Genomic DNA, 25,118 nt, shown 5'->3' on the forward strand with positions numbered 1-25,118 from the left:
GTGGCGGCATCACCACTGGCGTCCGCTCAGGTCATGGCGGCGTACCGGTACTGCGAGGCGGTCACCGCCCTGCAGGCCCGCAACTTCAGCTACGGCATCCGGCTCCTCCCGGAGGCCAAGCGGTACGCCATGTCCGCGCTCTACGCGCTCGCCCGCCGGATCGACGACATCGGCGACGGCGACCTGCCGCCCGAGCGCAAGGCCGAGCAGCTCGGGCGCACCCGCGAGCTGCTCGACGAGATCCGCTCCGGCGCCGTCAGCGTGGACGACACCGACCCGATCAAGGTCGCCCTGGCGGACGCCGCCCGGCGCTTCCCGATCCCGCTCGGAGCCCTCGACGAACTGATCGACGGCGTCGAGATGGACCTCAAGGGCGCCGAGTACCAGACCTTCGAGGAGCTCAAGGTCTACTGCCGTTGCGTCGCGGGTTCCATCGGCCGGCTCTCGCTCGGCGTGTACGGCTGCGACGACCCGGAGCTCGGCGCCGAGTACGCCGACACCCTGGGCCTGGCCCTCCAGCTCACCAACATCCTCCGTGACCTGCGCGAGGACGCCCTCAACGGCCGCACCTACCTGCCCAGCGAGGACCTGGCCAGGTTCGGCTGCGAGCAGGGCTTCGCCCTGCCCAGGCCCCCGAGGGGCGCCGACTTCGCCGGGCTGGTGGCCTTCCAGGCCGAACGCGCCCAGCGCTGCTTCGAGGAGGGCCTGCGGCTGCTGCCGATGCTGGACCGCCGCAGCCGGGCCTCCACCGCCGCCATGGCGGGCATCTACCACCGGTTGCTGGGCCGGATCGCCGCCGATCCCGAGTCGGTGCTGCGCGGCCGCGTCTCGCTGCCGGGCTGGGAGAAGGCATACGTGGCGCTGTCCGGGCTCGCCGGAGGGCGTTCTTGATTCTCTCGGAAGTTATGTCACGCTGTGTCAGCGCAACATCACGGAAACGGTTCGGCGGGCTGCCCGTAAACGCACGTCCGACGTCCGTCGGCGGGTGTGCGACGGCCCTGGGCGGGCACGTGGTGTCCATGAGCGAACAGCCGAACGACGGCGGGGGGAGGGGCAGATGACCGGGCAGCGGACGTCCGCCCGCCGCAGCGCCGTGGTGGTCGGGGGCGGCCTGGCCGGGATCACCGTCGCACTGCGGCTGGCCGAGGCCGGTCAGCAGGTCACCCTGCTGGAGACCAGGCCCAGGCTCGGCGGCCTGGCCTTCTCCTTCAAACGCGGCGGGCTGACCGTCGACAACGGCCAGCACGTCTTCCTGCGCTGCTGCACCGCCTACCGCGGCCTGGTCGACCGGCTGGGCGCGGGCCGACTGGTGGATCTTCAGCCGCGCCTGGACGTCCCCGTCCTCGGGCTCGGCACCGGCGGCCGCCGCGACTTCGGCCGGCTGCGCCGGGACGCCCTGCCGGTACCGCTGCACCTCACCCGCAGCCTGGCCACCTATCCGCACCTGGGCCCGGCCGACCGGCTGCGGGTGGTGCGCGCCGCGCTCGCGCTGCAGCTGCTCGACCTGGCCGACCCGGCGCTGGACGAGCTCTCCTTCGGCGACTGGCTGCGCCGCCACGGTCAGACCCCGGCCACCGTCGAGGCCCTGTGGGACCTGGTCGGCGTCGCCACCCTGAACGCCACCGCCGACCGGACCTCGCTGGCGCTGGCCGCGATGGTCTTCAAGACCGGGCTGCTCTCCGACCCCGGGGCCTCGGACATCGGCATGGCCGCCGTCCCGCTCGGCGAGATCCACCACGACGCGGCGCTCGCCGAACTGGAACGCCTGGGCGTGCGGGTGCTGCTGCGCAGCCGGGCCGCCGAGCTCAAGCCAGCCGACCGGCACGCCGTCCGGCTGGAGAGCGGCGAGCTGCTCACCGCCGACACCGTGGTGCTCGCGGGCGCCCAGGACAGCGCCGCCGCGCTGCTGCCGGCCGGCGCGATCCCCCGGCAGGGGCGGCTCGCCGAGCTCGGCACGTCGCCGATCCTCAACGTCCACGTGGTCTACGACCGGCGGCTGCTGCGCCGCCCGTTCTTCGCGGCGCTCGGCTCCCCGGTGCAGTGGGTCTTCGACCGTACGGCGCACTCGGGTCTGGCCGTACCGGGTGCCCAGTACCTGGCGCTGTCCCAGTCCGACGCCGGGAACGAGATCGACCTGCCGGTGGCCGAGCTGCGGGCGCGCTACCTGCCCGAGCTGGAGCGGCTGATCCCGGGCGCACGGCAGGCGGAGGTGCTGGACTTCTTCGTCACCCGCGAGCGCACCGCGACCTTCGACCCGGCACCGGGCACCGCCGCGCTGCGCCCCGCGGCCCGGACGGCTGTCCCGGGGCTGCTGCTGGCGGGCTCGTGGACCGCCACCGGCTGGCCCGCGACCATGGAGGGCGCGGTGCGCAGCGGCCATGCCGCGGCCGATGCCGCGCTGGCCGGGACCGGGCGGATCCCGGTCGACCGAGGGGACGGGAGGTGGCCCCGATGACAGCGGGCCCCAGCACTACTGACATCGCACCAGGCGGGCCTGCCAGAGGGGCCCGGCGTCCGGACGGAGAGGGAGGACACGTGGAGGCTCGCTCCGCATCGGCCGCGGCCGCGACGGTCGAGGAGGCCGCTTCGGTGCCGGAGCTGCTGGCCCGCGGCCGGAGCCTGTGCACCCCGCCGCTGCGCGCCGCGGTCGCCCGGCTGGCCGCACCGATGGACACGGTGGCGGCGTACCACTTCGGCTGGATCGACCGGGACGGCAAGCCGGTCGCGGGGGACGGCGGAAAGGCCGTCCGGCCCGCGCTGGCGCTGCTCTCGGCGCAGGCGGCCGGTGCGCCGGCCGAGACCGGAGTGCCTGGCGGCGTCTCGGTGGAACTGGTGCACAACTTCTCGCTGCTCCACGATGACTTGATGGACGGTGACGAGACCCGGCGGCACCGGGCCACCGCGTGGACGGTGTTCGGCCCGGCCCAGGCGATCCTGGTCGGCGACGCGCTGGCCACGCTGGGCACCGAGGTACTGCTGGACGCCGCCGTCACCGGTGGCGCGAGCGCGGCCGACGCGGCCCGGGCGGTCCGTCTGATCACCACCGCCACCCGGAAGCTGATCGACGGGCAGGCCAAGGACGTGGCCTTCGAGGCACGCGAGGCCGTGACGGTCGAGGAGTGCCTGGACATGGAGGGCGGCAAGACCGGCGCCCTGCTGGCCGCCGCCTCCGCGATCGGCGCCGTCCTGGCCGGGGCCGACGACCGCGTCTCCGACGCGCTCCAGCGCTACGGCCACCACCTGGGCCTGGCCTTCCAGGCCGTGGACGACCTGCTGGGCATCTGGGGCGCCACCGAGGTGACCGGCAAGCCGCACTGGGGCGACCTGCGTCAGCGCAAGAAGTCGCTGCCGGTCGCCGCCGCGCTGGCCGAGGGCGGCAGCGCCTCCCGCCGGCTGGCCGAGCAGCTGGCCGACCCCGAGGGACGCGGCGAGGAGAGCGAGCAGGTGCTCGCCGCCCGCGCGGCCCTGATCGAGGAGGCGGGCGGCCGCGCCTGGACCCAGGCGGAGGCCCGCCGCCAGCACACGACTGCCCTCGCCGCACTGGACGAGGTGCCGATGACCGACGCGGTGCGCCGGCACTTCGTCGCACTCGCCGAATTCGTGGTGGTACGAGAGAGGTGACGTCAAGTGACGGCAACCGCGGACGGCCGGCTCGACCCAGAGTACGATTCCGAGCCGGTCGCGGTGGGCGACCGGCCGCCGGGGCCTGAACGGACCAGCGGCCGGATCGCGTCGGGCCGCCCGGCCGGCGGGCGCGGCCCGGTGCTGTGCGAGGCCGCCGGGGCCGACGGCGCGGTGAACGGGGCCAGGGCGGCCGGTCGGGCGGAGGAGGGCCCCGACCGGACCGCGCCGGCCGAGGCGCTGGCCAGGGCCACCGCCCATCTGCTGTCGCTCCAGAGCCCCGAGGGCTGGTGGAAGGGCGACCTGGAGACCAACGTCACCATGGACGCCGAGGACCTGTTACTGCGGCAGTTCCTCGGCATCAGGACGGAGGAGCAGACCCGCGGCACCGCCGCCTGGATCCGCTCCCAGCAGCGCCCGGACGGCACCTGGGCCACCTTCCACGGCGGTCCGCCCGAACTCTCCGCCACCGTCGAGGCGTACGTCGCCCTCAAGCTCGCCGGTGACGACCCCGAGGCCGCGCACATGCGGTCGGCGGCGCAGTACGTACGCGCGCACGGCGGTATCGCCGCCACCCGCGTCTTCACCCGGATCTGGCTCGCGCTCTTCGGCTGGTGGCCCTGGGAGCGGCTGCCGGAACTGCCGCCCGAGCTGATCTTCGCGCCCAAGTGGCTGCCGCTGAACATCTACGCCTTCGGCTGCTGGGCCAGGCAGACGATCGTACCGCTGACCGTGGTCTCGACCTACCGCCCGGTCCGCCCGGCGCCCTTCCCGCTCGACGAACTGCACACCGACCCAGCCGACCCGCACCCCCGTCGGCCGCTCGCCCCGCTGACCACCTGGGATGGGCTCTTCGAGCGCCTGGACAAGGCCCTGCACGTCTACCATCGTTACGCCGTACGGCCGTTGCGCCGGCTCGCGCTCGCCCAGGCCGAGCGCTGGATCATCGAGCGGCAGGAGGCCGACGGTTGCTGGGGCGGTATCCAGCCGCCCGCCGTGTACTCGCTGATCGCGCTGCACCTGCGCGGCTACCGTCTGGACCACCCGGTGATGAAGGCCGGGCTCGACTCCTTCGACGGCTTCACCGTGCACACCGAGGACGGCGGGCGCTGGATGGAGGCCTGCCAGTCCCCGGTCTGGGACACCTGCCTGGCCGCCATCGCGCTGCGCGACGCGGGACTGCCCGCCGACCACCCCGCGCTGGTGGCCGCCGCCGACTGGATGCTCGGCGAGGAGATCACCCGGCGCGGCGACTGGGCCGTCCAGCGACCCGAACTCGCTCCCGGCGGCTGGGCGTTCGAGTTCCAGAACGACAACTACCCCGACATCGACGACACCGCCGAGGTGGTGCTGGCACTCAGCCGGGTCGCCTTCCCCGACCAGGAGCGGCTGCAGGGCGCGGTGCGGCGCGGCGTCGAGTGGAACCTCGGGATGCAGTCCAAGAACGGCGCCTGGGGCGCCTTCGACGTGGACAACACCAGCCGGCTTCCCAACAAGCTGCCGTTCTGCGACTTCGGCGAGGTGGTGGACCCGCCGTCGGCGGACGTCACCGCGCACGTGGTGGAGATGCTCGCCGAGGTCGGCCGATCCGACGACCCGCGCACCCGGCGCGGCATCGCCTGGCTGCTCGCCAACCAGGAGCCGGACGGGTCCTGGTTCGGCCGCTGGGGCACCAACTACATCTACGGGACGGGGTCGGTGGTCCCCGCGCTGACCGCCGCCGGGCTGCGCACCGGCCACCCGGCGATCCGGCGGGCGGTGCGCTGGCTGGAGGAGCGGCAGAACCCGGACGGCGGCTGGGGCGAGGACATGCGGTCCTACCAGGACCCGCAGCGCTGGGCCGGACGCGGGGAGTCCACCGCCTCGCAGACCGCGTGGGCGCTGATGGCGCTGCTCGCGGCCGGGGAGGGGCCGGACGGGGCACGCAGTGCCGCGGTCGAACGGGGCGTGCGCTGGCTGGTGGACACCCAGCTGCCCGAGGGCACCTGGGACGAACCGCACTTCACCGGTACCGGGTTCCCGTGGGACTTCTCGATCAACTACCACCTCTACCGGCTGGTCTTCCCGGTGACGGCCCTCGGCCGCTACCTGCACGGCAACCGGGTGCCCGGCGGCCAGCGATGAGGCGCCGCCCGCGGCCGGTCCGGTGGCGGAGGAGGCCCGTGCCCCTGAGGATCGGGCCAAACGGCCGGATCGGAGGACTGGGATGAGGGCGAGTGCCTGCAGTGCCGCGGGGTGCGGGGCTCCGGGTGAGGTGTACCCCGGTCGGGTGCGGGGTCACCCGCGGGGTACCGCGCGCCCCCGGGGCGCCGCCTGCCTCGGCGCCTCGCGAAGCGGGGCCGTGCGATGAGGGACGGGGTGCTGCTGGTGGTGTGCGCGCTGGGCCCCGAGGTGTGGGCGCTGCGCGGCGGGGACTGGGCCGAGGCACAGAGCGGGCCGCCGGTACTGGCCAGGACCGGGGTGGGACGCACCCGGGCCAGGCGGGTGGCGCGCGAGCTGCTCGCCCGGGACGGGTACGGCGCCCTGGTGGTGGCCGGCTTCGGCGCCGCCGTGGGACCGGGCGTGCGGCCTGCCGATGTGATCGTCGCCGACGCGGTACGCGACCCCGACGGCAACCACTACCCGCTGGACTCCGCCAAGCAGCTCGCCCGGGCCCTGCAGTCCCGAGGCCTCACCACCCACACCGGGCTGCACCACACCGCGGACCACGTGGTGCGGGGCGCCGAGCGGCGGGCGCTGAACTCCCGGGGTGCACTGGCCGTGGACATGGAGGCGGCCGCGGTCCTGGCCGTCCGCGCCGAGCTGCGCCCCCACCTGCCCGCCGCCGTCCTGCGGGTGGTGGTGGACACCCCGGACCACGAACTGATCCGGCCGGGCACCCTACCGGCCGGGGTGCGGGCCTGGCGGACCCTGCGCGCCGCCGTACCGGCCCTCATCGCCTGGCACCGCCAGGCAGCTGTCGCACTCGAAACCCCGCCCTCGACGCTCCCTCAGGAGGCGAGTTAGTCATGGCCATGCCGCTGCGCCAGTCCATCCGCATCAGCACCTACCTCATGCAGCAGAAGCTGAAGCGGCGGGAGAAGTTCCCGCTGATCGTGGAGCTGGAGCCGCTGTTCGCCTGCAACCTCGCCTGTGAGGGCTGCGGGAAGATCCAGCACCCCGCCGGGGTGCTCAAGCAGCGGATGCCGGTGGCGCAGGCGGTCGGGGCGGTGCTGGAGGCGGGGGCGCCGATGGTGTCCATCGCGGGCGGCGAGCCGCTGATGCACCCGCAGATCGACGAGATCGTCCGGCAGCTGATCGCCCGCCGCAAGTACGTGTTCCTGTGCACCAACGCGCTGCTGCTGCGCAAGAAGCTGGACAGGTTCAAGCCCTCGCCCTACTTCACCTTCACCGTGCACATCGACGGACTGCGTGAGCGGCACGACGCCTCGGTGGCCAAGGAGGGCACCTTCGACGAGGCGGTGGAGGCGATCAGGGAGGCCAAGCGGCGCGGCTTCCGGGTCACCACCAACAGCACCTTCTTCAACACCGACACCCCGCAGACCGTGATCGAGGTACTGGACTACCTCAACGACGAACTGCGCGTCGACGAGATGATGATCTCCCCGGCCTACGCCTACGAGAAGGCCCCGGACCAGGAGCACTTCCTCGGCGTCGAGCAGACCAGAGAGCTGTTCCGCAAGGCCTTCGCCGGCGGCAACCGGCGCCGCTGGCGGCTCAACCACAGCCCGCTCTTCCTGGACTTCCTGGAGGGGCGGATCGACTTCCAGTGCACCGCCTGGGGCATCCCCAACTACTCGCTCTTCGGCTGGCAGCGTCCCTGCTACCTGATGTCCGACGGATACGTGCCCACCTACCGCGAGCTGATCGAGCAGACCGACTGGAGCAAGTACGGGCGGGGCAAGGACCCGCGCTGCGCGAACTGCATGGCGCACTGCGGGTACGAGCCGACCGCGGTGCTGGCCACCATGGGCTCGCTCAAGGAGTCGCTGCGCGCGGCCCGGGAGACCCTCGGCTCGTCCGGCACCGCGGCACGGTGACGGCATGTCGCTGCTGAGCGGGATCAGGGGACCCGCCGACCTCAGAGCCCTGGAGGCGGCCGAACTCCCGCTGCTGGCCGAGGAGATCAGGGACTTCCTGATCACCGCGGTGACCAGGACCGGCGGCCACCTCGGCCCCAACCTCGGCGTGGTCGAACTGACCATCGCGCTCCACCGGGTCTTCGACTCGCCGCACGACCGGATCCTCTGGGACACCGGCCACCAGGCGTATGTGCACAAGCTGCTCACCGGCAGGCAGGACTTCTCCCGGCTGCGCGCCAGGGACGGCCTGTCCGGCTACCCCTCGCGGGCCGAGTCCGAGCACGACCTGATCGAGAACTCGCACGCCTCCACCGCGCTCGGCTACGCCGACGGCCTCGCCAAGGCCGACCAGCTGCTCGGCCGCACCGAGCGCAGGAACGTCGCGGTGATCGGCGACGGCGCGCTGACCGGCGGCATGGCCTGGGAGGCGCTCAACAACATCGCCGAGGCCCGGGACCGCCCGCTGGTGATCGTGGTCAACGACAACGAGCGCTCCTACGCCCGCACCGTGGGTGGCCTCGCCCACCACCTGGCCACGCTGCGCACCACCCAGGGGTACGAGCGCTTCCTGGCCCTCGGCAAGGAGGCGCTGCAGCGCACCCCGCTGGTCGGGCAGCCGATCTTCGACGCGCTGCACGGCGCCAAGAAGGGCTTCAAGGACGCCTTCGCGCCGCAGGGGCTGTTCGAGGACCTGGGTCTGAAGTACCTGGGCCCCATCGACGGGCACGACATCGGCGCCGTCGAGCAGGCACTGCGGCAGGCCAGGAACTTCGGCGGCCCGGTGATCGTGCACTGCCTCACCGTCAAGGGACGTGGCTACCGGCCCGCCGAACTGGACGAGGCGGACCGCTTCCACGCGGTCAACCCGATCGACCCGTACACCTGCCTGCCCGTCGCGCCCTCGGCCGGGGTCTCCTGGACCTCCGTCTTCGGCGCGGAACTGGTCGCGCTCGCCGCCGAGCGGCCCGAGCTGGTCGCGGTCACGGCGGCGATGCTCCGGCCGGTCGGGCTGGCCAGGTTCGCGCAGACGTACCCGGAGCGGATCTTCGACGTCGGGATCGCCGAGCAGCACGCGGTGGCCAGCGCCGCCGGGCTGGCCACCGGCGGGCTGCACCCGGTGGTCGCGGTGTACGCAACCTTCCTGAACCGGGCCTTCGACCAGGTGCTGATGGATGTGGCGCTGCACCGGCTCGGAGTGACCTTCGTCCTCGACCGGGCGGGGGTCACCGGGAACGACGGGGCCTCGCACAACGGGGCGTGGGACATGTCCGTGCTGCAGGTGGTGCCGGGCCTGCGGCTCGCCGCACCGCGCGACGCCGAGCAGCTGCGCGCCCAGCTGCGCGAGGCGGTCGCGGTGGACGACGCGCCGACCGTGCTGCGCTTCCCCAAGGGCGACCTGCACCCCGCCGTCCCGGCCCTGGAGCGGATCGGCGGGGTGGACGTACTGCAGCGGACCGGGCCCGAGCCGGAGATCCTGCTGGTCGCCGTCGGCGCGATGGCCCCCGCCTGCCTGGACGCCGCCGCACTGCTCGTCACCGAGGGCTTCACCGCGACGGTGGCGGACCCGCGCTGGGTCAAGCCGGTGGACCCGGTACTGCTCGAACTCGCCGCCGCGCACCGGCTGGTGGTCACCGTCGAGGACAACGGCCGCTCCGGCGGCGTCGGTTCGGCGATCGCCCAGGCACTGCGCGACGCCGGTGTGGACACCCCGCTGCGCGACCTCGGCATCCCGCAGGAGTTCCTGGCGCACGCCGGGCGCGGCGAACTCCTGGAGGAGATCGGCCTCAGCGGCACCGGGGTGGCCGCGCAGACGGCCGCCTTCGCCAAGCAACTGCTGCGAACCCCGCCGAACCCGCCGATGAGAGGAGCGAACCAGCCCCATGCCGGCTGACCGCCTCGACCTCGCCGCGCTGATCGCCAAGCGCGGCCGGGAACGCTACGAGCTGCACGCCCGCTACCTCAACCCGCAGCTGCCCAGGATGCTGCACACACTCGGCTTCGACCGGTACTACGAGCGCGCCGAGGGGCCGTACTTCTACGACGCCGAGGGCAACGAGTACCTCGACATGCTGGCCGGGTTCGGCATCTTCGCGCTCGGGCGGCACCACCCGGTGGTCAGGGAGGCCGTTCAGCAGGTGATGGACCTGGACCTGCCGGACCTCACCCGCTTCGACTGCTCGCCGCTTCCCGGCCTGCTGGCCGAGCAACTGCTTTCGTTCGCCCCGGAGTTGGACCGGGTCTTCTTCGGGAACAGCGGAACCGAGGCGGTGGAGACCGCGCTGAAGTTCGCCCGGTACGCCACCGGGCGGCCCCGGGTGCTGTACTGCGAGCACGCCTTCCACGGCCTGACCACCGGATCGCTCTCGGTCAACGGTGAGAGCGGATTCCGCAGGGGCTTCGATCCGCTGCTGCCGGACACCGCGATCCCGCTGGGCGATCTCGGCGCGCTCGCCCGGGAGTTGAAGAAGGGCGATGTCGCGGCGCTGATCGTGGAGCCGATCCAGGGCAAGGGGGTGCACGCCGCTCCGGCCGGCTGGCTGCTCGCCGCCCGGCAACTGCTGCACGAGCACCGGGCGTTGCTGATCTGCGACGAGGTGCAGACCGGCATCGGCCGGACCGGCTCCTTCTTCGCGTACCAGGAGGAGGGGGTCGAGCCGGACCTGGTCTGTGCGGCCAAGGCGCTGTCGGGCGGGTACGTGCCGATCGGGGCGACGCTCGGGAAGGGCTGGATCTTCGAGAAGGTGTACTCCTCGATGGACCGGGTGCTGGTGCACTCCGCCAGCTTCGGTTCCAACGCCCAGGCGATGGCCGCCGCGCTGGCCACCCTCCATGTGATGCGGGAGGAGCAGGTGGTGGAGAACTCCCGGCGGATCGGCGAGCTGTTCCGGGAGCGGCTGGCGGCACTGGTGGACCGCTACGAGCTGCTGGCCGAGGTGCGGGGCCGGGGGTTGATGATCGGGATCGAGTTCGGGAGGCCCAGGTCGCTGAAGCTGCGCACCGGCTGGACCGCACTGCAGGCGGCGCGCAAGGGCCTGTTCGCGCAGATGGTGGTGGTACCGCTGCTGCACCGCCACCGCATCCTCACCCAGGTGTCCGGTGACCATCTGGAGGTGATCAAACTGATCCCGCCGCTGATCATCACCGAGCGGGAGGTGGACCGTTTCGTCACGGCGTTCACCGAGGTGATGGAGGAGGCGCACCGGGGCAGCGGCCTGATGTGGGACTTCGGACGGACGCTGGTCAAGCAGGCGGTCGGAAACCGGTAGGCCGGGGCGCCGCCCGGCGGGACGCCGGGGGCACCGGACCCGCTAGCGGGAGTTGGGGGCGGGGCAGAGGTCGGCCTGGACGGCGGTGAGGATCTTCTCGGCCTTGTCGGGGCCGAAGCCGTCGGGGTGCTTGGAGGAGGTGAAGTGCTGGTTGACCAGGTCGATCAGCTTCGCCCGGTCCTTGGGGAAGTTGTAGATCGCCTGGCACTGGCTCCGGGCCAGCTCCACGGCCTGGTCGGGGTGACCGGCGACGATGTCCGGGTCTATCGCGTCCAGGGCCGCCACCAGCTTCGTCACCACACCGGGGTCCGGCTTGGGCGGCAGGCCCGCGTCGCTGGGCGGGGCGGGCTTGGCCGGGGCGGCGGAGCCGGAGGCCGCGTCGGAGCCGGACCGGCCCGGCTGCGGAGACGTACCGGCGGCCGAGGCGGCCGGTGAGGCGGCTGCGGAGGAGGAGGCGGCGGGCGCGGCGGTGGTGGAAGCGCTGCTGCTGCAGCCGGTCAGTGCGAGGGCCGCGACGGCGAGAGCCGGTGCCAGTGATCGGAGACGCATCGCGTCAGGATGGCATGTGCGCGGCGGAGGTGTCCGGGGTTGTGACGACCTTGTGACCTGCCGAATCAGGGCTGACATCCGGTCACAGTTCGGTCCTGCGGCGGCGGACCACGACCCAGAGGTCGATCAGAGCGAGCAGGGTGAGGACGCCGCAGCACACGGCGAAGAAGGTGAGCGTGCCACTGCTCGGTGCGGCGGCGGAGGAGGTGTGGGCCGCCCAGAACGCGAACACGGCGGTGAGCACGGCGAAGAACGGGGTGAAGGTGACGGACAGCAGGAAGCGCAGCTTGAGGTCGCTCCGGGCCGTAGCGGGCTCGGTGCCGCTGCGCCACTGCCGTGGGGTCTTCGCTGGACGCATAGCCGATCGCCTCCACCCCGCTCGGCCGCGGTGGCCGATCTACGATTCCAGCGTACGTCCGGGTACGTCCGGGGACCGTGACGACCGTGGGGAGAACGGCTGTGGACGAGCGCGAGGAGCACGTGGAGTACGTCGGGCTGCCGGTGGAGGCGGCGCAGGACCTGGCGGCCGAGCGGGGGTGGGACGTCGTCCGGGTGCTGGCGCCCGGTGAGCTGATCACCCTGGAGTACCGCGAGGGCAGGCTCAACCTCGCGATCCGGGACGGGGTGGTCGAGCGCTGCTGGAGGGGCTGAGGGCCGGCCCGCGGCCGGGCGGGGGCCTGTGGTGGTGCGCCGGGGCCTGGCGGAGCCGTCTGATCAGCTGCGCAGTGCCGCGGGGGCGCGGCCTAGCGCGATCCGTGCCAGAGGGCGGTGATGCGTTCGTCGATCGTTGCGATCAAGGGCTCGAAGAGGGGCATCGAGAGCAGGACCAGAGCGCCCGCGGCCCAGCCGGCCAGGACGTCTGAGAGCCAGTGGGTGCCCAGGTAGACCGTGGTGAGCCCGATCGAGACGGCGGTGAACGAGGCCAGCAGGATGCCGGTGCGGCGCCAGCGTTCGGCGAGGTAGGCGAGTACGCCCCAGGTCACCACGGCGTTGGCGGTGTGCCCGGAGGGGAAGATGGTGCCGCCGGCGAACAGCTCGGGCGAGCCCAGGTAGTGCGCGTAGTGCGGGCCGAGCCGGCCGGTGACGATCTTCACACCGCCGACCGTGATGTTGAGCAGCAGCAGTGCCACCCCCATCGCCAGCAGCGGCCGTACGGTCTTGTGCCGGAAGCAGCGCCAGCCCAGCCAGACGCAAGCGATGATCGCGGAGGGGCCGCGCTGCCCGGCGATGATCCAGACGTTCAGCAGCGGCTGGACCTCGGGCCAGCGCTTGTAGGGTCTGAGCTGCTTGAGCGCCCAGTCGAGATCGACCAGCTTGGTGTTCAGCACCACGGCGATCACGACCAGCAAGTACGCCAGGCCGGTGAGACCGAAGACGATCGCGTGGCGGCGGCTCATCGGTAGCCACCCTGCCTCGGCGGATCCCCCGTCCACGGCGGGGTCGGTCCGGTGGCCGGACGGTTCGACATGAGCTTGCACGGCTTCGACATTACCCGCTCCACCTGGGCACTCTTGCCCAGTGCCAGCGGCCGTCACCCCGCAGTGACCACCCACTCCCGGCGCACTCCCGTGCGCTGGTGGGCAGGTTCGAAGCCGGCGAGGCGCCCGTCCTCGCGGGGTGGGGCCTGCGCGGACGGGCGCCGCTCCGAGGGCGGTGCCGAGTGGAGCAGCAGGTCAGGCGTAGTGGTCCAGGGCCCGTGCCCGACTGCCGTGACCGGCCCTCGCGCCGTCGAGCGAGCCGATCCCGAAGGGGATCCGGCAGGCGGTCCGGTGCCGGCGGGGCGGCCGGGCGGGAGGGGAGGACCAGTGCGGTCCACCGCGGGGGCCGGTGACCGCTGCCGAGAATGTCACCGAACCGTAGCCATTCCGTCGGCTACCGCACGGCCGGCCCGACAGCGCTCGCTCCGTCAAGCACCAGCCGGAGGCCGGCCGAGGTGGAGAGCGCCGCGGTCTTCACGTGGATCACGCCGCCACGGTCGTCCGCGTCGTACCACCAGCCCTGGCCGGACCGGTCGAAGGCGGCCCGGTCGGCCAGTTCGGGCAGGGCGCGCCCGCCCAGGGCGACCCGGCTCGGCGCGGTGCCGCCGTGCACGGTGAACAGGTACGGCCGGGCGCTCTGCTTGCCGGTGAAGGTCCCGAGACTGGGCGAGACGTCGATGCGCACCTGCCCCCGCCCGGCGGTCGGAGCGTCGACCCGGGCGGTCTGGGTGGCGTAGCCGCCGTCGCGGTACTGGCGGGTGACCCCGTCGTCCTCGTACAGGCTGAAGCCGCTGTGTCCCTGCGGGTAGACGTCCCAGGCGAGCGGGGAGTCGGCGGTGCGGTCCCGGTAGGAGCTGATACCCGGCCACATCGGCACCGCGGCACCGGCCTTGACGAACAGCGGCAGGGTGTCCAGCGGCGCGTGGTACCCGTTGACCGTGGTCGGCCCCTGGTACGTGCGGCCGGTCCAGTAGTCGATCCAGGTGCCCTCGGGCAGGTAGATGCCGTCGCGCACCGAGGTGTCGGAGTAGACCGGGGCCACCAGGAAGTCCTGGCCGCTGAGGAACTCGTACTTGACCGCGTCGGTGGCCGTGACCGGGTCGTCCGGGTACTCCAGGGCCAGCGGACGGACCGGGCCGACACCGGTGCGGTGGGCCTGGGCCGCGTAGCTGTACACGTAGGGCAGCAGCGACTCCTTGAGCTTGAGGTACTTGCGGTTGATGGAGGTGTACGGCTCGCCGTAGCGGTAGGGCTGCTTGTCGCTGGGCGCCCAGCCGTCCATCGACATGACGGCGGGCAGGAAGGACTTCCACTGCAGGTCGCGGGTGTAGGTCTGCGGGCTGCCGCCGAAGATGCCGTCCACGTCGCCCGTGTTGTAGGCCATCCCGGACATGGTGGAGCCGGCGTACGTGGGGATCTGCCAGCGGATGTAGTCCCAGCCGCCGGACTGGTCGCCGCTCCACTGCACTCCGCAGCGCTGGGCGCCGGACCAGCTCTCGGGCGCCCAGGTGAAGCCGCGGGCGTCGCTGTTGTCCTCGATGCCGCGGTAGGCGTCCTTGCAGCCGTCGAGCGCGAACTTGTAGCCGTCGCCGACCCAGGCGACGTCCAGTTTGGCCACCCGCTGACCGGACTTGACCTGGTCGGCGAGCTGGCTGAGGCCGTTCTCGGTCCACAGGCCGAGCTGCATCCCGCGTTGCCGCAGGCCCTCGGCGGTCTGGGCGAGGTTCTCGTATCCGCAGCCGTAGCCGTCGTTGACCAGCATCCAGCCGTTCGGCATGTCGTTCCTGCGGTAGTCGTCCGCGATCTTCAGCGCGTCCAGGGTGTGCCGCTCGCCCCGGTTGGCGTTGTGCAGATAGCAGTCCGAATCGCCCATCTCCAGACCGTAGATGGGCGGCAGGAACGGTTTTCCGGTCAGTGAGGTGTACTGGCCGATCACGTCCTTGAGGCCGGGCCCGGCGAAGTAGTAGGCGTCGAAGCGGAGTTCCTGCTCGGTGGTGGTGACCGGGTCGGTGAAGGCGTACGTGCCGGGGGCGTAGGTGTTGCGGTAGACGCCGTACCCGGCGGAAGAGAGGTAGAACGGCACGGAATTGGGGTGCCCGCCCTCGTTCCAGTCGTAGTCCACGCCGATCTGGACGGTCCTGTCGCGGTGGGAGAACGAGCCGTTCTGCTCACCGCCGCCGAAGAACTGCTCGTTCGCGCCCCGGGCCAGGGCCTGGGTGGTCGTCTTGCCGTCCCAGGAGATCGGCCGGGTCTCCTCCCAGACCTTCGTGCCGTCGGCCCGGTAGAGCGCGAAGCGCAGTGCCGACTTGTAGACGCGCAGGGTGACCTTGCCGGTGGACAGCTCGTAACGGTCGCCCCGGTCACGCCACTTGGTGGCGGGCGGGGCGCCCTGCGGCAGGACGACGTCGGCGCCGACCGGGTCGGTGAACGAGCCGTCGGGAGCGAGCTCGATCCGGAAGACCTGGTCGGTGACGAAGCTGACCCGGGCCCTGGCGCTGCCCGCGGAGAAGGTGTAGACGGCGCCCCTCGCGGTGATTCCGGTGACGGCGCCGGCCGACCCGGCCACCGCGGCGGCCGGCGCTGCGGCGAGGGCCGGGGCGAGGGCACCGCCGCCGAGGGAGAGCAGGGCGGCCAGGGCGAGAGCGGTGGTCCGTGACTGCCGGGAGTGTTGCAAAGTTCTGCGCATATGAGCTCCTCATCATGCAAGAACAAACACTGATGGGCAGGTATAGCGCACAGTCCTCCGCTTGACCACACCGCCGGACGGTCGGAAAAACACACAGGCCCCCGCAGATGCGGGGGCCTGTGAAGGGCTGGAGATCTCAGGGCATCAGGCGTTCGACCGCGGCGGCGCCGTACTTCTCCAGGTCCTGCCGGGCCTTCTCGATGAGCTCCGGGGTGGGGGTGCGGCCCGAGGCCATGACCAGGTCCTCCGGGTCCACCGGGTGCTCGGCACCCGTGTGGAGCAGGCGGTCCGGCGTCGGGCGGAACTCGCTGTCGGTGGGCTCGTTCGTCATCTGGTGCCTCCCGGGGAGTGCGGGCTTTCTGAGACCCGAGTCTCCTCCCACCTGGGCCCGCGCGCATCGCGAGCGGGCCCAGGACCTGTCCGGCGGACCCCTGCGGGCCGAAGAAGGTCCGCCGGACAGGCCCTGATGCGGTGCGGCGGTCAGTCGAGCGGGCCGCCGGCCACGTAGATGACCTGGCCGGAGACGAAGCCGGCCGCCTCGCCCGCCAGGAAGGAGATGGTGTTGGCGACGTCCTCGGGCACGCCGACCCGGTTCACCGGGATCTGGGTGGCGGCGGCCTGCTTGAAGGCCTCGAACTCCATGCCGACCCGGGCCGCGGTGGCGGCCGTCATGTCGGTCGCGATGAAGCCGGGCGCCACCGCGTTGGCGGTGATGCCGAACTTGCCCAGCTCGATCGCCAGGGTCTTGGTGAAGCCCTGCAGGCCGGCCTTGGCGGCGGAGTAGTTGGCCTGCCCGCGGTTGCCCTGCGCCGAGGAGGAGGAGAGGTTGACGATCCGGCCGAAGCCGGCGTCCACCATGTGCTTCTGGCAGGCCCGGGTCATCAGGAAGGCCCCCTTGAGGTGGACGTCCATCACGGTGTCCCAGTCCGACTCGGACATCTTGAACAGCAGGTTGTCGCGGAGCACCCCGGCGTTGTTGACCAACACCACCGGAGCGCCCAGCCCGGCGGTGATCGTCGCCACGGCCGCCTCCACCTGCTGCGCGTCCGAGACGTCCGCCCCCACCGCCAGGGCCCTGCCGCCCGCGGCGGTGATCCGCTCGACGGTGTCCTTGCCCGCCGAGGCATCCAGGTCCACGACGGCCACCGCGTAGCCGTCGGCGGCCAGCCGCTCGGCGGTCGCGGCGCCGATGCCGCGGGCCGCGCCGGTGACGACCGCGACCCGGGGGGTGCTGCTCTGCTCGGTCATGCTCGTACTCGTCTCTCTCGGTGGGGTGACGGACATGGCCGCTGCCGAGCGCGGCCCTGCCCCGATGGGTGGTCAGGAGGACGCTGAGGCGGACACCCTACCGGTGGGTAGTGCCCGGAGCCAGAGTGCAGAGTCGCAGGTGACGGAGGGTGAGGGCATCCGGTGAAGATCAATCATCCAAACCGGTAGTTGTGCCCACGACATGCTGCGGAAATATGCCAACTTCGACGAACATGCGTCTACTCTTGGCCCCTGCCTGCCGGTGCGGGCCTACCGTTTGTATAGTGTGCGCCAGCAGCCACCGGCTGCACGGCTGGCGCGCCTACCCTCACAGCGGGACGCTCACTCGCCGTTACTGCCCCGCCCGGGTGTCCCACACACACCGGGTGTGACATCGGGACGGATTTCATGGTGCTGGGGGAGATCCCGACGACCCGTGTGCCCGCGCGACTTCAGCAGTCGCCCGGTCACCTCATCCGCGTGGCCCAGCAGGTGCACACCCGCCTGTGGTCCGAGTACGTCGGTACCGAGCTCACGGCTCCGCAGTTCGCGGTGCTGCTCGTGCTGGCCCTCGAACCGGGAGCCGACCAGCGCACGGTCGGTGAGCGGGCCTCGCTCGACAAGGCGACGATGGCGGAGATGGTCGCCCGCCTGGTCCGGCGCGGTCTGGTGCTGCGGCGCCGTGACCCCGCCGACGGCCGTCGCAAGCTGCTCGCGCTCTCGCAGAGCGGTGCGCAGGCGGTGCGCGAGGCCACCGGCGGAGTGGTCCGCGTGCAGCGGACCCTCTTCGAGCCGCTGAGCGCCGAGGAGCAGGTCGAGATCGTCCGGGTGATGGCGAAGATAGCCCGTCTGGAGCCGGCCGCGGTGGCCGTCATGACGGACGCCCGGCCGATGCTGGACGCCCAGCGGGCGATCGGCTACCTGATCCGGGTCAGCCAGCAGGTGCACACCAAGCTCTGGTCCGAGAAGGTCGGCGCTGAGCTGACGGCCCCTCAGTACGCCGTGCTGGACGCCCTGGAGACCGAGCCCGGCGCCGACCAGCGTACGGTCGGTGAGCTGGCCTCGCTGGACAAGGCCACCATGGCCGAGATGGTCAGCCGGCTGGTCCGGCGCGGTCTGGTGCTGCGCCGCCGCGATCCCTCGGACGGTCGCCGCAACCTGCTCTCGCTCTCGCCGGCCGGGCAGGACCTGCTGCACCGCTCGGCGGCCGCGGTGCGGGAGGTGCAGGAACTCCTGCTCGCCCCGCTGGAGCCGGAGGAGCACGAGAGCGCGCTGGCGCTGATCGCCAAAGCCGCCAGGCTGTAGCGATCCGTCGGGCACTTCCTCGAAGTAACGATTTGCCACCGTGTCGAACGGCCCCGATCACCGGGTGCGTCCGGGCACGGCGGCGTGACGAGCGGCCGGTCGCCTCCGATCCGGGGGCAACGACCGGCCGCTCGTCTTTCCGTCACCGCCCGCGGTGGACCGTTCGGGCGGTCAGCTCCAGTCGAACTCCTGCGGGTCCGGGCCGAGGCGCTTGCCCGTGGCCACACCGGCGATCGCGCTCAGGTCCTCGGCGTCCAGCTCGAAGCCGAGGACGTCGATGTTCTCCCTGATCCGGGACGGGGTGACCGACTTCGGGATCGCGATGATCCCGCTCTGCAGGTGCCAGCGCAGCACCACCTGGGCCACCGTGCGGTCGTGCTTCTCGGCGATCTTGACCAGCTCGGGCTCGGTGAGCAGCTCCTTGCCCTGGCCCAGCGGGCTCCAGGCCTCGGTCGCGATGCCGTGCGCCGCGTGGTACTCGCGCAGCTCGTGCTGCGGGAAGTGCGGGTGCAGCTCGACCTGGTTGAGCACCGGCACGATCGAGCTCTCCTGGCGCAGCGCGTCAAGCTGCTGCGGGCCGAAGTTGGAGACGCCGACCGCCTTGACCCGGCCCTCGGCGTACAGCTTCTCGAAGGCCTTCCAGATGTTGAGGAAGGTGCCGTGCATCGGGCGCGGCCAGTGGATCAGGTAGAGGTCGACGTAGTCCAGGCCGAGCTTGGCCAGCGACTCGTCGAAGGCGCGCAGCACGGCGTCCTGGCCCTGGAGGCCCGACCAGTCCCGGGTGCCGGAGTTCCACAGCTTGGTGGTGACGAACAGCTCCTCGCGCGGTACGCCGGCCGCCGCGATCGCCTGGCCGGTGCCGGCCTCGTTCTCGTAGATGGCGGCGGTGTCGATGCTGCGGTAGCCGGCCTCGATGGCGGTGCGGACGGCGGTCGCCGCCTCGGCGTCCGGGACCTGCCAGACGCCGAAGCCGAGCTGCGGGATCCGGACGCCGTTGTTCAGAGTGACGCTGGGGATGGTGCTCACTGGAAGGGGTGCCCTCCGTCAGTCGGATAGTGCCGTTGGGGAGCAACCCCGAGCGGGGTCGGTATGTTCCCGATTCGCCAAGGATTCACCGAAATTGATGAACCTTGACGCCAAGTGCCGTTCCGCGGCCCTGCGTTGAGCGGCAGGTGCGGGAAAACCTGTTGCGTACGTCACAGTGCGGGCGGCACTCTCGGTGCCCATGACGTCCTGATGACCCGCACCCCCGCCGTCACCTCGTCCCGCCCGGCCTGCGGATCGCGCCGGGCGACCCGCCGCGCCCAGGACCTGGGCCGCGTGCCTGAGCATCCTGCCCGCACCACCCCCGCAACGGAGCGTCATGCCGCTCAAGTCCCTACCCATGCCGGATCCGGGCGTCCCCGACCTGGGTTCACCACGCGCCTTCCTGCGCTGGCTGCGCCGCAGCCAGCGGCGCGGCCAACTGCTAGCCACCGCCTGGGGCGTACTGGAACTCGCCTGTCAGGCGGCCCTTCCACTGGCGCTCGGCCTCGGCATCCAGGCCGCCGTGGCCGGCGACACCGCCGGGATCTGGCGCACCGGCGCCCTCGCCCTGCTGCTCGCCGCGCTCCAGGCGTTCGGCGCCGTCCAGTTGCACCGGCAGGCGGTGTGGAACTGGATCACCGCCGCCTCCCAGCTGCGCCAGCTGGTGGCCCGACAGGCATCCGGGCTCGGCGCCGGGCTGTCCCGGCGGATCGCCACCGGCGAGATCGTCGCGGTCAGCAGCAGCGACGTGGAGCGGATCGGCTGGTACGTCGAACTGCTCGCCAGGGTGCGGGCCGCCGTCCTGGTCTGGCTCGGCCTCAGCACGATCGTGCTGGTCCGCCGACCGCTGCTCGGCCTCGCGGTCCTGCTCGGCGTGCCCGTCCTCGCGGCCTCCGTGTGGCCGCTGCTCGCCCCGCTGGAGCGCCGCTACAGCACCCAGCGCGCCTTCGCGGGCAAGGCCACCGAGCTGACCGCCGACACCGTCGCCGGACTGCGGGTGCTGCGCGGCATCGGCGGCGAGGAGCTCTTCCTGGAGCGCTACCGGGCGGCCTCGCAGCAGGTCCGCGGCGCCGCCGTCCGTACGGCCAGGATCTGGTCGCTGATGCAGGCCCAGCAGGTGCTGCTGCCCGGCCTGTTCGTGGTCGCCACCACCTGGTACGGCGCCGAGCTGGTGATCCGCGGGCAGATCGGCGTCGGCGAACTGGTCGCCGTGTACGGGGCGACGGCCTTCCTCTCCTCGCCGCTGCGGATCCTCGGCGAGGCCGCGCACGCCCGGAGCGTCGCCCGGGTCGCGGCCGGCCGGGCGGTCCGACTGCTGGCGCTGAACCGGACGGCGGACGGCGAGGCCCTCACCGCCCGGCTCACCCGTTCGGAGCGCGCCGACCTGCACGACCCGCTCACCGGGCTGACCGCCCGCGCCGGGCGGATCACAGCCGTGGTCTGCGGCGACCCGGACGTCGCCGGCCACCTGGCCGGACGGCTCGGCGGGCATCTACCGCTGGCCGAGGGCGAGCAGCCCGAGCCCTCGGTACGGCTCGGCGGCACCCCGCTGGACGAGGTGCCGCTGGCCGAGGTGCGGGCGGCCGTACTGGTCCAGGACAAGGACCCGGCGCTGCTCTCCGGCACCCTGGCCGAGTTGTTCGACGTCCCCGGCGCCGGGCGCATCACCCCCGAGCGGGCGCTGGCCGCCGCCCGCGCCGGGGACGTCCTGGAGGCCCTGGTCGACGGCTCGCCCGAGTGCCAGGGCGACCCGATGCTGGCCCGGATCACCGAGAAGGGGCGCTCGCTCTCCGGGGGCCAGCGCCAACGCCTCGCGCTGGCACGCTCGTTGGCGGCCGACCCGGCCGTGCTGGTGCTGGACGAGCCCACCAGTGCAGTGGACGCCCACACCGAGTCCAGGATCGCCACCGGGCTGCGCGAGGTGCGTGAGGGCCGCACCACCGTGCTGTTCGCGACCAGCCCGCTGCTGCTCGACCGGGCCGACACCGTCCTGCTGCTCCACCAGGGCCGGGTCGCCGCCGGCGGCACCCACCGCGAACTGCTGCACGGCTGCCCCGAGTACCGGGCGATCGTCACCCGCGACGAAGGGGCGGCCAGCGCCGACAGGAGAACCGCGTCGGACGGTCCATCCGCATCCGCGCCCGCCGAGGAGAAGGTATGAAGCCCCCGGAAGTACGGCAGCACGGGCCGGCCGCCATGCTGCCGGTGGCCTCCCCGGCCACCGTCCGCGACTACGTCCGACTGCTGGCCCGTCGGCACCGCGCCGGCTTCGCCGCCGTGGTCGCACTCAACGCCACCGCCACCGTCGCCGGACTGGCCGGCCCCTGGGTGCTCGGCTCGCTGGTGCAGGAGCTCAGCGCGGGGACGACCGGGAGCCGGATCCTCACCGCGATCGGGTGGTATCTGCTCGCGCTGTTCGTGCAGGCCGGCTTCATCGGCTGTTCCCGGCTGCGCGGCAGCATGCTCGGCGAGCGGATGCTGGCCGACCTGCGCGAGGACTTCCTGGTGCGCTCGGTCGCCCTGCCGCCCGGCGTGCTGGAACGCGCCGGGACGGGCGACCTGGTCTCCCGCGGCACCACCGACATCGACCGGCTCGCCAAGTCGGTCCGCGAGGCGGTGCCCGAACTCGCCGTCGCCCTGGTCTCGGTGGTCCTGGTGCTCGGCGCCCTGCTGCTCACCTCGCCGCTGCTCGCGATCACCGCGGTGATCGGACTGCCACTGCTGCTGGCCACCTCCCGCTGGTACTTCCGCCGCGCCCCGCAGTCCTACCGCTGGGAGTCGGCCGGGTACGCGGCGGTCAACACCGTGCTGGCCGAGACGGTGGACGCCGGGCGCACGGTCGAGGCGCTCCGGCTGGGTGAGCGGCGGGTCGAGCTGACGGATCGCCGGATCGGCGAGTGGCTGGCCTGGGAGCGGTACACCCTGTGGCTGCGCACCGTGTGGTTCCCGAGCGTGGACGCCACCTACGCGCTGGCGGTGCTGGCCACCCTCACCCTGGGCGGCCTCTACGCGACCCGGGGCTGGATCGGCGTCGGCCAGTTGACCGCCGGGGTGCTCTACGCCCAGGCGCTGACCCACCCGGTCGACCTGATCCTGCGCTGGTACGACGAACTCCAGGTCGGCCAGGCCTCGTTGGCCCGGCTGGTCGGTGTCCGCGAGGTGGTGGACCCGGAGACGGACGAGACCGTGCGTCCGGCGGGCCGCGAGGTCTCGGCGAGCGAGGTGGCCTTCGGCTACCGCGACGGCGTCGATGTACTGCACGGCATCAGCCTGGACGTCGCGCCCGGCAGCCGGGTCGCGCTGGTCGGGCCGTCGGGGGCGGGGAAGTCCACGCTGGGGCGGCTGTTGGCGGGGATCTACGCCCCGGGCCGGGGGAGCGTCACGCTGGGCGGTGCCCCGCTGGCGCGGATGCCCGCCGAGCGGATCCGGGCGCAGGTCGCACTGGTCAACCAGGAGCACCATGTGTTCGTCGGCACCCTGCGGGACAACCTGCGGCTGGCCCGGCCCGGCGCCGATGACGTCGAACTGCGCGCGGCGCTCGCGGCGGTGGACGCCGGGGAGTGGGTGGCGGCGCTGCCGGACGGCCTGGACACCGAGGTCGGCTCGGGTGGGACGGTGCTGACGCCGCCGCAGGCCCAGCAATTGGCGCTGGCCAGGCTGGTGCTGGCGGACCCGCACACCCTGGTGCTGGACGAGGCGACCTCGCTGCTGGACCCGCGGGCGGCCCGGCACCTGGAGCGTTCGCTCTCGCGGGTGCTGGAGGGGCGTACGGTGATCGCCATCGCGCACCGGTTGCACACGGCGCACGACGCGGATGTGATCGCGGTGGTGGAGCAGGGGCGGATCAGCGAGTACGGGAGCCATCCGGAGCTGGTGGCGGCGGGCGGGGCGTACGCGGCGCTCTGGCGCTCCTGGCGCGACGAGGGATAGCGGGCCCGACGGACAGGCCGGCCCGGGCACTCGGGGGCGCACCGCTGTAGCGCCCCCGAGTGCCGGATCACCCCTCCGCGGCTGCCGCCGGTTGGGTGTACGGGGTGGGCCGGCCCGGGCACCGGGGGCGGCGCGCGGTGCGGGGCGGTGCGGCCGCGGCGCAGACTGCCTCCGTGGCCAAGACTTCAGGCCCCAAGGTCAAGGGCGGTGCCCCGATCGCAGCGGCGGGAGTGGTGACGGGCCTGCCTCCGGAGGCGCGGCAGTAGCCCTGTGATGCCCGAATATCAAAGCGAATACTGGGGTATTGCGGATGCGACTCCAAAATCTGCTTATGATTCAGGAGTGTTCGACTCACGGCACATCAGGACGTTCCACGAGGTCGTCAGCACCGGCTCCTACTCGGCCGCCGCTCGTGTCCTCGGCTACACCCAACCCGCCATCACCCAGCAGATGAAGGCGCTGGAGCGCGATGTCGGCGTACCGCTGTTCACCCGCGCCGGGCGCGGACTGCGGCTCACCGAGGCCGGCGAGGCCCTGTCCCGGCACGCCCGGACCATCCTCGCCAGCATGGAGGCCGCCCAGCAGCAGCTCGGCGCACTCGCCCGGCTGCGCGCCGGCCGGGTTCGGGTCTGCGCCTTCCCCAGCGCCAACGCCACCCTGATCCCCGAGGCGATGGCCCGGCTGCTCGCCGGGCACCCCGGGGTCCGGGTCGAGCTGCTGGAGGCCGAGCCGCCCGACTCCGTCCAGCGGCTGCTTCGCGGCGAGTGCGACATCGCGCTCTCCTTCACCTACCCGGGCGTGCGTGCCGAGACCCCGCCCGAACTGGTCGAAGTCCCGTTGATGGAGGATCAGTTGACCGTGCTGCTGCCGGTCGGCCACCAGCTCGTCCGACGGCATGCGGTGCGTCTGGCCGACCTGGAGACCGAGCGGTGGATCGCCGGGTGTCCGCGCTGCCGGGCCAACCTGCTGCACGTCTGCGCCGAGGAGGGCTTCGCCCCCGACGTGGTCTTCAGCACCGACGACAACCTCGCGGTGCAGAGCCTGGTCGCGGCCGGAGTCGGCATTGCCCTGATGCCCGCGCTGGTGCTCTCCTTCATGTGCCACCGCAAGGTCACCGGCCGGCTGGTCGAACCGCACCTGCGCCGCAAGGTCTGCGCTTACGTGCTCCGCGAGCACCAGCGGATACCGGCCACCGCGTTGGTGCTGGACGAGCTGCGCCGGGCGGGGGCCGCTCGGGTCGGGTGCTGAGGCAGCACCGGCGGGAGGCGGCCGAGGGCGGCAACCCATAAGCTGAAGTTGGCATACAGCCAAAAGACTGTCGTTGGACGTAATGGCTTGATCGGTCGACGCTTCAGATATGAACACTTCCGCCACCGTTATCGCCGACCGGTGTACGGAGCGTATGCACCGCCTGATCAGCGCGCTGCGCGACGTCGTCGAACGCGGCCTTCCTCCGGACCTGACCGCCTACCTGGTCGGCGAGCAACTCGCACCGCACCTCGGCGCAGCCGACCTGCTCACCGCCGACCAGCAGCTGGGCGATCCGGACCGTTACCGCCAGCACCTGATCCACGCCGAGTCCGACGGCAGCTTCTCCCTGGTCGCCCTGGTCTGGCTGCCGGGACAGCACACCTCCATCCACGACCACGTCTCCTGGTGCGCCACCGGCGTCCACCAGGGCACGGAGAGCGAACGCCGGTACCGGCTGGTCCCCGACGGCCGCGCCGCCCGGCTGATCGCCACCGAGGACATCACCAACCCGGTCGGCGCCGTCTGCGGCTTCGCCCCTCCCGGCGACATCCACCGGGTGCAGAACTGCGGCAGCGACACCGCGATCTCCCTGCACGTCTACGGTGCGGACATCTCCAGGATCGGCAGCAGTGTCCGCCGGGTCTACCGGCTGCCCGCCGACGAGCGGTGAGCGGGC

General features: G+C 72.5%; 20 protein-coding genes and 1 pseudogene. 14 read left to right on the forward strand and 7 right to left on the reverse strand.

Annotated features, from left to right (window positions below; translation table 11 throughout):
• Window positions 1-33: 33 nt before the first annotated feature.
• From hpnD to ACZ5ON_RS16695, 8 genes are all read left to right on the forward strand, one after another.
• Window positions 34-891, forward strand: a complete 858-nt coding sequence (hpnD, locus tag ACZ5ON_RS16660; protein WP_465592355.1) for a presqualene diphosphate synthase HpnD — start codon at window positions 34-36, stop codon at window positions 889-891.
• Window positions 892-1,057: 166 nt separating this feature from the next.
• Window positions 1,058-2,455, forward strand: a complete 1,398-nt coding sequence (hpnE, locus tag ACZ5ON_RS16665) for a hydroxysqualene dehydroxylase HpnE (protein ID WP_465592175.1) — start codon at window positions 1,058-1,060, stop codon at window positions 2,453-2,455.
• Entirely contained in the window at window positions 2,452-3,621 is a 1,170-nt protein-coding gene (locus ACZ5ON_RS16670; RefSeq protein WP_465592178.1) for a polyprenyl synthetase family protein, read from the forward strand. The genes hpnE and ACZ5ON_RS16670 overlap by 4 nt, the downstream gene beginning before the upstream one ends.
• Window positions 3,622-3,795: 174 nt before the next feature.
• Entirely contained in the window at window positions 3,796-5,745 is a 1,950-nt protein-coding gene (gene shc / locus ACZ5ON_RS16675; RefSeq protein ID WP_465592358.1) for a squalene--hopene cyclase, read from the forward strand.
• 222 nt (window positions 5,746-5,967) lie between these two features.
• The gene (locus ACZ5ON_RS16680; protein WP_465592181.1) at window positions 5,968-6,627 is read left to right on the forward strand and encodes a 5'-methylthioadenosine/S-adenosylhomocysteine nucleosidase family protein; all 660 of its coding nucleotides are present in this window, start codon (window positions 5,968-5,970) and stop codon (window positions 6,625-6,627) included.
• Between the two features lie 2 nt (window positions 6,628-6,629).
• Entirely contained in the window at window positions 6,630-7,661 is a 1,032-nt protein-coding gene (gene hpnH / locus ACZ5ON_RS16685) for an adenosyl-hopene transferase HpnH (protein WP_465592184.1), read from the forward strand.
• A 4-nt stretch (window positions 7,662-7,665) separates the two neighbouring features.
• Window positions 7,666-9,594, forward strand: coding sequence for a 1-deoxy-D-xylulose-5-phosphate synthase (dxs, locus tag ACZ5ON_RS16690; RefSeq protein WP_465592187.1), 1,929 nt, complete (start codon window positions 7,666-7,668; stop codon window positions 9,592-9,594).
• Complete coding sequence (locus ACZ5ON_RS16695; protein ID WP_465592190.1) at window positions 9,584-10,969, forward strand: aspartate aminotransferase family protein; 1,386 nt, start codon at window positions 9,584-9,586, stop codon at window positions 10,967-10,969. The genes dxs and ACZ5ON_RS16695 overlap by 11 nt, the downstream gene beginning before the upstream one ends.
• Window positions 10,970-11,011: 42 nt before the next feature.
• Here the strand turns inward: ACZ5ON_RS16695 and ACZ5ON_RS16700 are convergent, their stop codons facing one another.
• Together ACZ5ON_RS16700 and ACZ5ON_RS16705 are read right to left on the reverse strand one after the other, a co-directional pair.
• The gene (locus ACZ5ON_RS16700; protein WP_465592193.1) at window positions 11,012-11,518 is read right to left on the reverse strand and encodes a hypothetical protein; all 507 of its coding nucleotides are present in this window, start codon (window positions 11,516-11,518) and stop codon (window positions 11,012-11,014) included.
• Between the two features lie 82 nt (window positions 11,519-11,600).
• The gene (locus ACZ5ON_RS16705; RefSeq protein ID WP_465592196.1) at window positions 11,601-11,876 is read right to left on the reverse strand and encodes a DUF6343 family protein; all 276 of its coding nucleotides are present in this window, start codon (window positions 11,874-11,876) and stop codon (window positions 11,601-11,603) included.
• An 86-nt stretch (window positions 11,877-11,962) separates the two neighbouring features.
• Here ACZ5ON_RS16705 and ACZ5ON_RS16710 point away from each other — a divergent pair, with 86 nt between their 5' ends.
• Complete coding sequence (locus tag ACZ5ON_RS16710) at window positions 11,963-12,169, forward strand: I78 family peptidase inhibitor (RefSeq protein WP_465592199.1); 207 nt, start codon at window positions 11,963-11,965, stop codon at window positions 12,167-12,169.
• Window positions 12,170-12,261: 92 nt separating this feature from the next.
• On the opposite strand, the gene ACZ5ON_RS16715 is transcribed toward ACZ5ON_RS16710, so the two are convergent.
• From ACZ5ON_RS16715 to fabG, 4 genes and pseudogenes are all read right to left on the reverse strand, one after another.
• Entirely contained in the window at window positions 12,262-12,915 is a 654-nt protein-coding gene (locus tag ACZ5ON_RS16715) for a phosphatase PAP2 family protein (protein ID WP_465592202.1), read from the reverse strand.
• 490 nt (window positions 12,916-13,405) lie between these two features.
• Window positions 13,406-15,682, reverse strand: a pseudogene (locus ACZ5ON_RS16720) (glycoside hydrolase family 31 protein); the annotation flags it as partial.
• 136 nt (window positions 15,683-15,818) lie between these two features.
• On the reverse strand, window positions 15,819-16,013 hold the full coding sequence (locus ACZ5ON_RS16725) for a hypothetical protein (protein WP_045303144.1): 195 nt from the start codon (window positions 16,011-16,013) through the stop codon (window positions 15,819-15,821).
• Window positions 16,014-16,162: 149 nt separating this feature from the next.
• A complete protein-coding gene (fabG, locus tag ACZ5ON_RS16730) occupies window positions 16,163-16,966 on the reverse strand; it encodes a 3-oxoacyl-ACP reductase FabG (RefSeq protein ID WP_465592206.1) in 804 nt (267 codons plus the stop codon).
• Between the two features lie 444 nt (window positions 16,967-17,410).
• Here fabG and ACZ5ON_RS16735 point away from each other — a divergent pair, with 444 nt between their 5' ends.
• Window positions 17,411-18,235 carry a MarR family winged helix-turn-helix transcriptional regulator gene (locus ACZ5ON_RS16735; protein WP_465592209.1) on the forward strand — a complete coding sequence of 275 codons (825 nt, stop codon included), beginning with the start codon at window positions 17,411-17,413 and terminating at the stop codon, window positions 18,233-18,235.
• Window positions 18,236-18,406: 171 nt separating this feature from the next.
• On the opposite strand, the gene ACZ5ON_RS16740 is transcribed toward ACZ5ON_RS16735, so the two are convergent.
• On the reverse strand, window positions 18,407-19,261 hold the full coding sequence (locus tag ACZ5ON_RS16740; protein ID WP_465592212.1) for an aldo/keto reductase: 855 nt from the start codon (window positions 19,259-19,261) through the stop codon (window positions 18,407-18,409).
• 337 nt (window positions 19,262-19,598) lie between these two features.
• On the opposite strand from ACZ5ON_RS16740, the gene ACZ5ON_RS16745 reads away from it, so the two are divergent.
• The 4 genes from ACZ5ON_RS16745 to ACZ5ON_RS16760 all read left to right on the forward strand — a co-directional run bounded on the left by ACZ5ON_RS16745 (window position 19,599) and on the right by ACZ5ON_RS16760 (window position 25,112).
• Complete coding sequence (locus tag ACZ5ON_RS16745) at window positions 19,599-21,422, forward strand: ABC transporter transmembrane domain-containing protein (RefSeq protein WP_465592215.1); 1,824 nt, start codon at window positions 19,599-19,601, stop codon at window positions 21,420-21,422.
• On the forward strand, window positions 21,419-23,191 hold the full coding sequence (locus ACZ5ON_RS16750; protein ID WP_465592218.1) for an ABC transporter ATP-binding protein: 1,773 nt from the start codon (window positions 21,419-21,421) through the stop codon (window positions 23,189-23,191). Before ACZ5ON_RS16745 ends, ACZ5ON_RS16750 begins: the two co-directional genes overlap by 4 nt.
• A 342-nt stretch (window positions 23,192-23,533) precedes the next feature.
• Complete coding sequence (locus tag ACZ5ON_RS16755; protein ID WP_465592221.1) at window positions 23,534-24,439, forward strand: LysR family transcriptional regulator; 906 nt, start codon at window positions 23,534-23,536, stop codon at window positions 24,437-24,439.
• A 154-nt stretch (window positions 24,440-24,593) separates the two neighbouring features.
• Window positions 24,594-25,112: a cysteine dioxygenase family protein gene (locus tag ACZ5ON_RS16760; protein ID WP_465592224.1), complete on the forward strand. Its 519-nt coding sequence runs from the start codon at window positions 24,594-24,596 to the stop codon at window positions 25,110-25,112.
• Window positions 25,113-25,118 lie beyond the last annotated feature (6 nt).

This window comes from Kitasatospora sp. NPDC032150, from assembly GCF_055579945.1.

Excerpts from the sequence above, each read along its gene's own strand:
- hpnD (WP_465592355.1), top strand. The coding sequence starts at position 34 with ATGGCGGCGTACCGGTACTGCGAGGCGGTCACCGCCCTGCAGGCCCGC.
- hpnE (WP_465592175.1), top strand. The coding sequence starts at position 1,058 with ATGACCGGGCAGCGGACGTCCGCCCGCCGCAGCGCCGTGGTGGTCGGG.
- ACZ5ON_RS16670 (WP_465592178.1), top strand. The coding sequence starts at position 2,452 with ATGACAGCGGGCCCCAGCACTACTGACATCGCACCAGGCGGGCCTGCC.
- ACZ5ON_RS16680 (WP_465592181.1), top strand. The coding sequence starts at position 5,968 with ATGAGGGACGGGGTGCTGCTGGTGGTGTGCGCGCTGGGCCCCGAGGTG.
- hpnH (WP_465592184.1), top strand. The coding sequence starts at position 6,630 with ATGGCCATGCCGCTGCGCCAGTCCATCCGCATCAGCACCTACCTCATG.
- dxs (WP_465592187.1), top strand. The coding sequence starts at position 7,666 with ATGTCGCTGCTGAGCGGGATCAGGGGACCCGCCGACCTCAGAGCCCTG.
- ACZ5ON_RS16695 (WP_465592190.1), top strand. The coding sequence starts at position 9,584 with ATGCCGGCTGACCGCCTCGACCTCGCCGCGCTGATCGCCAAGCGCGGC.
- ACZ5ON_RS16700 (WP_465592193.1), bottom strand. The coding sequence starts at position 11,518 with ATGCGTCTCCGATCACTGGCACCGGCTCTCGCCGTCGCGGCCCTCGCA.
- ACZ5ON_RS16705 (WP_465592196.1), bottom strand. The coding sequence starts at position 11,876 with ATGCGTCCAGCGAAGACCCCACGGCAGTGGCGCAGCGGCACCGAGCCC.
- ACZ5ON_RS16715 (WP_465592202.1), bottom strand. The coding sequence starts at position 12,915 with ATGAGCCGCCGCCACGCGATCGTCTTCGGTCTCACCGGCCTGGCGTAC.
- ACZ5ON_RS16725 (WP_045303144.1), bottom strand. The coding sequence starts at position 16,013 with ATGACGAACGAGCCCACCGACAGCGAGTTCCGCCCGACGCCGGACCGC.
- fabG (WP_465592206.1), bottom strand. The coding sequence starts at position 16,966 with ATGTCCGTCACCCCACCGAGAGAGACGAGTACGAGCATGACCGAGCAG.
- ACZ5ON_RS16745 (WP_465592215.1), top strand. The coding sequence starts at position 19,599 with ATGCCGCTCAAGTCCCTACCCATGCCGGATCCGGGCGTCCCCGACCTG.
- ACZ5ON_RS16750 (WP_465592218.1), top strand. The coding sequence starts at position 21,419 with ATGAAGCCCCCGGAAGTACGGCAGCACGGGCCGGCCGCCATGCTGCCG.
- ACZ5ON_RS16760 (WP_465592224.1), top strand. The coding sequence starts at position 24,594 with ATGCACCGCCTGATCAGCGCGCTGCGCGACGTCGTCGAACGCGGCCTT.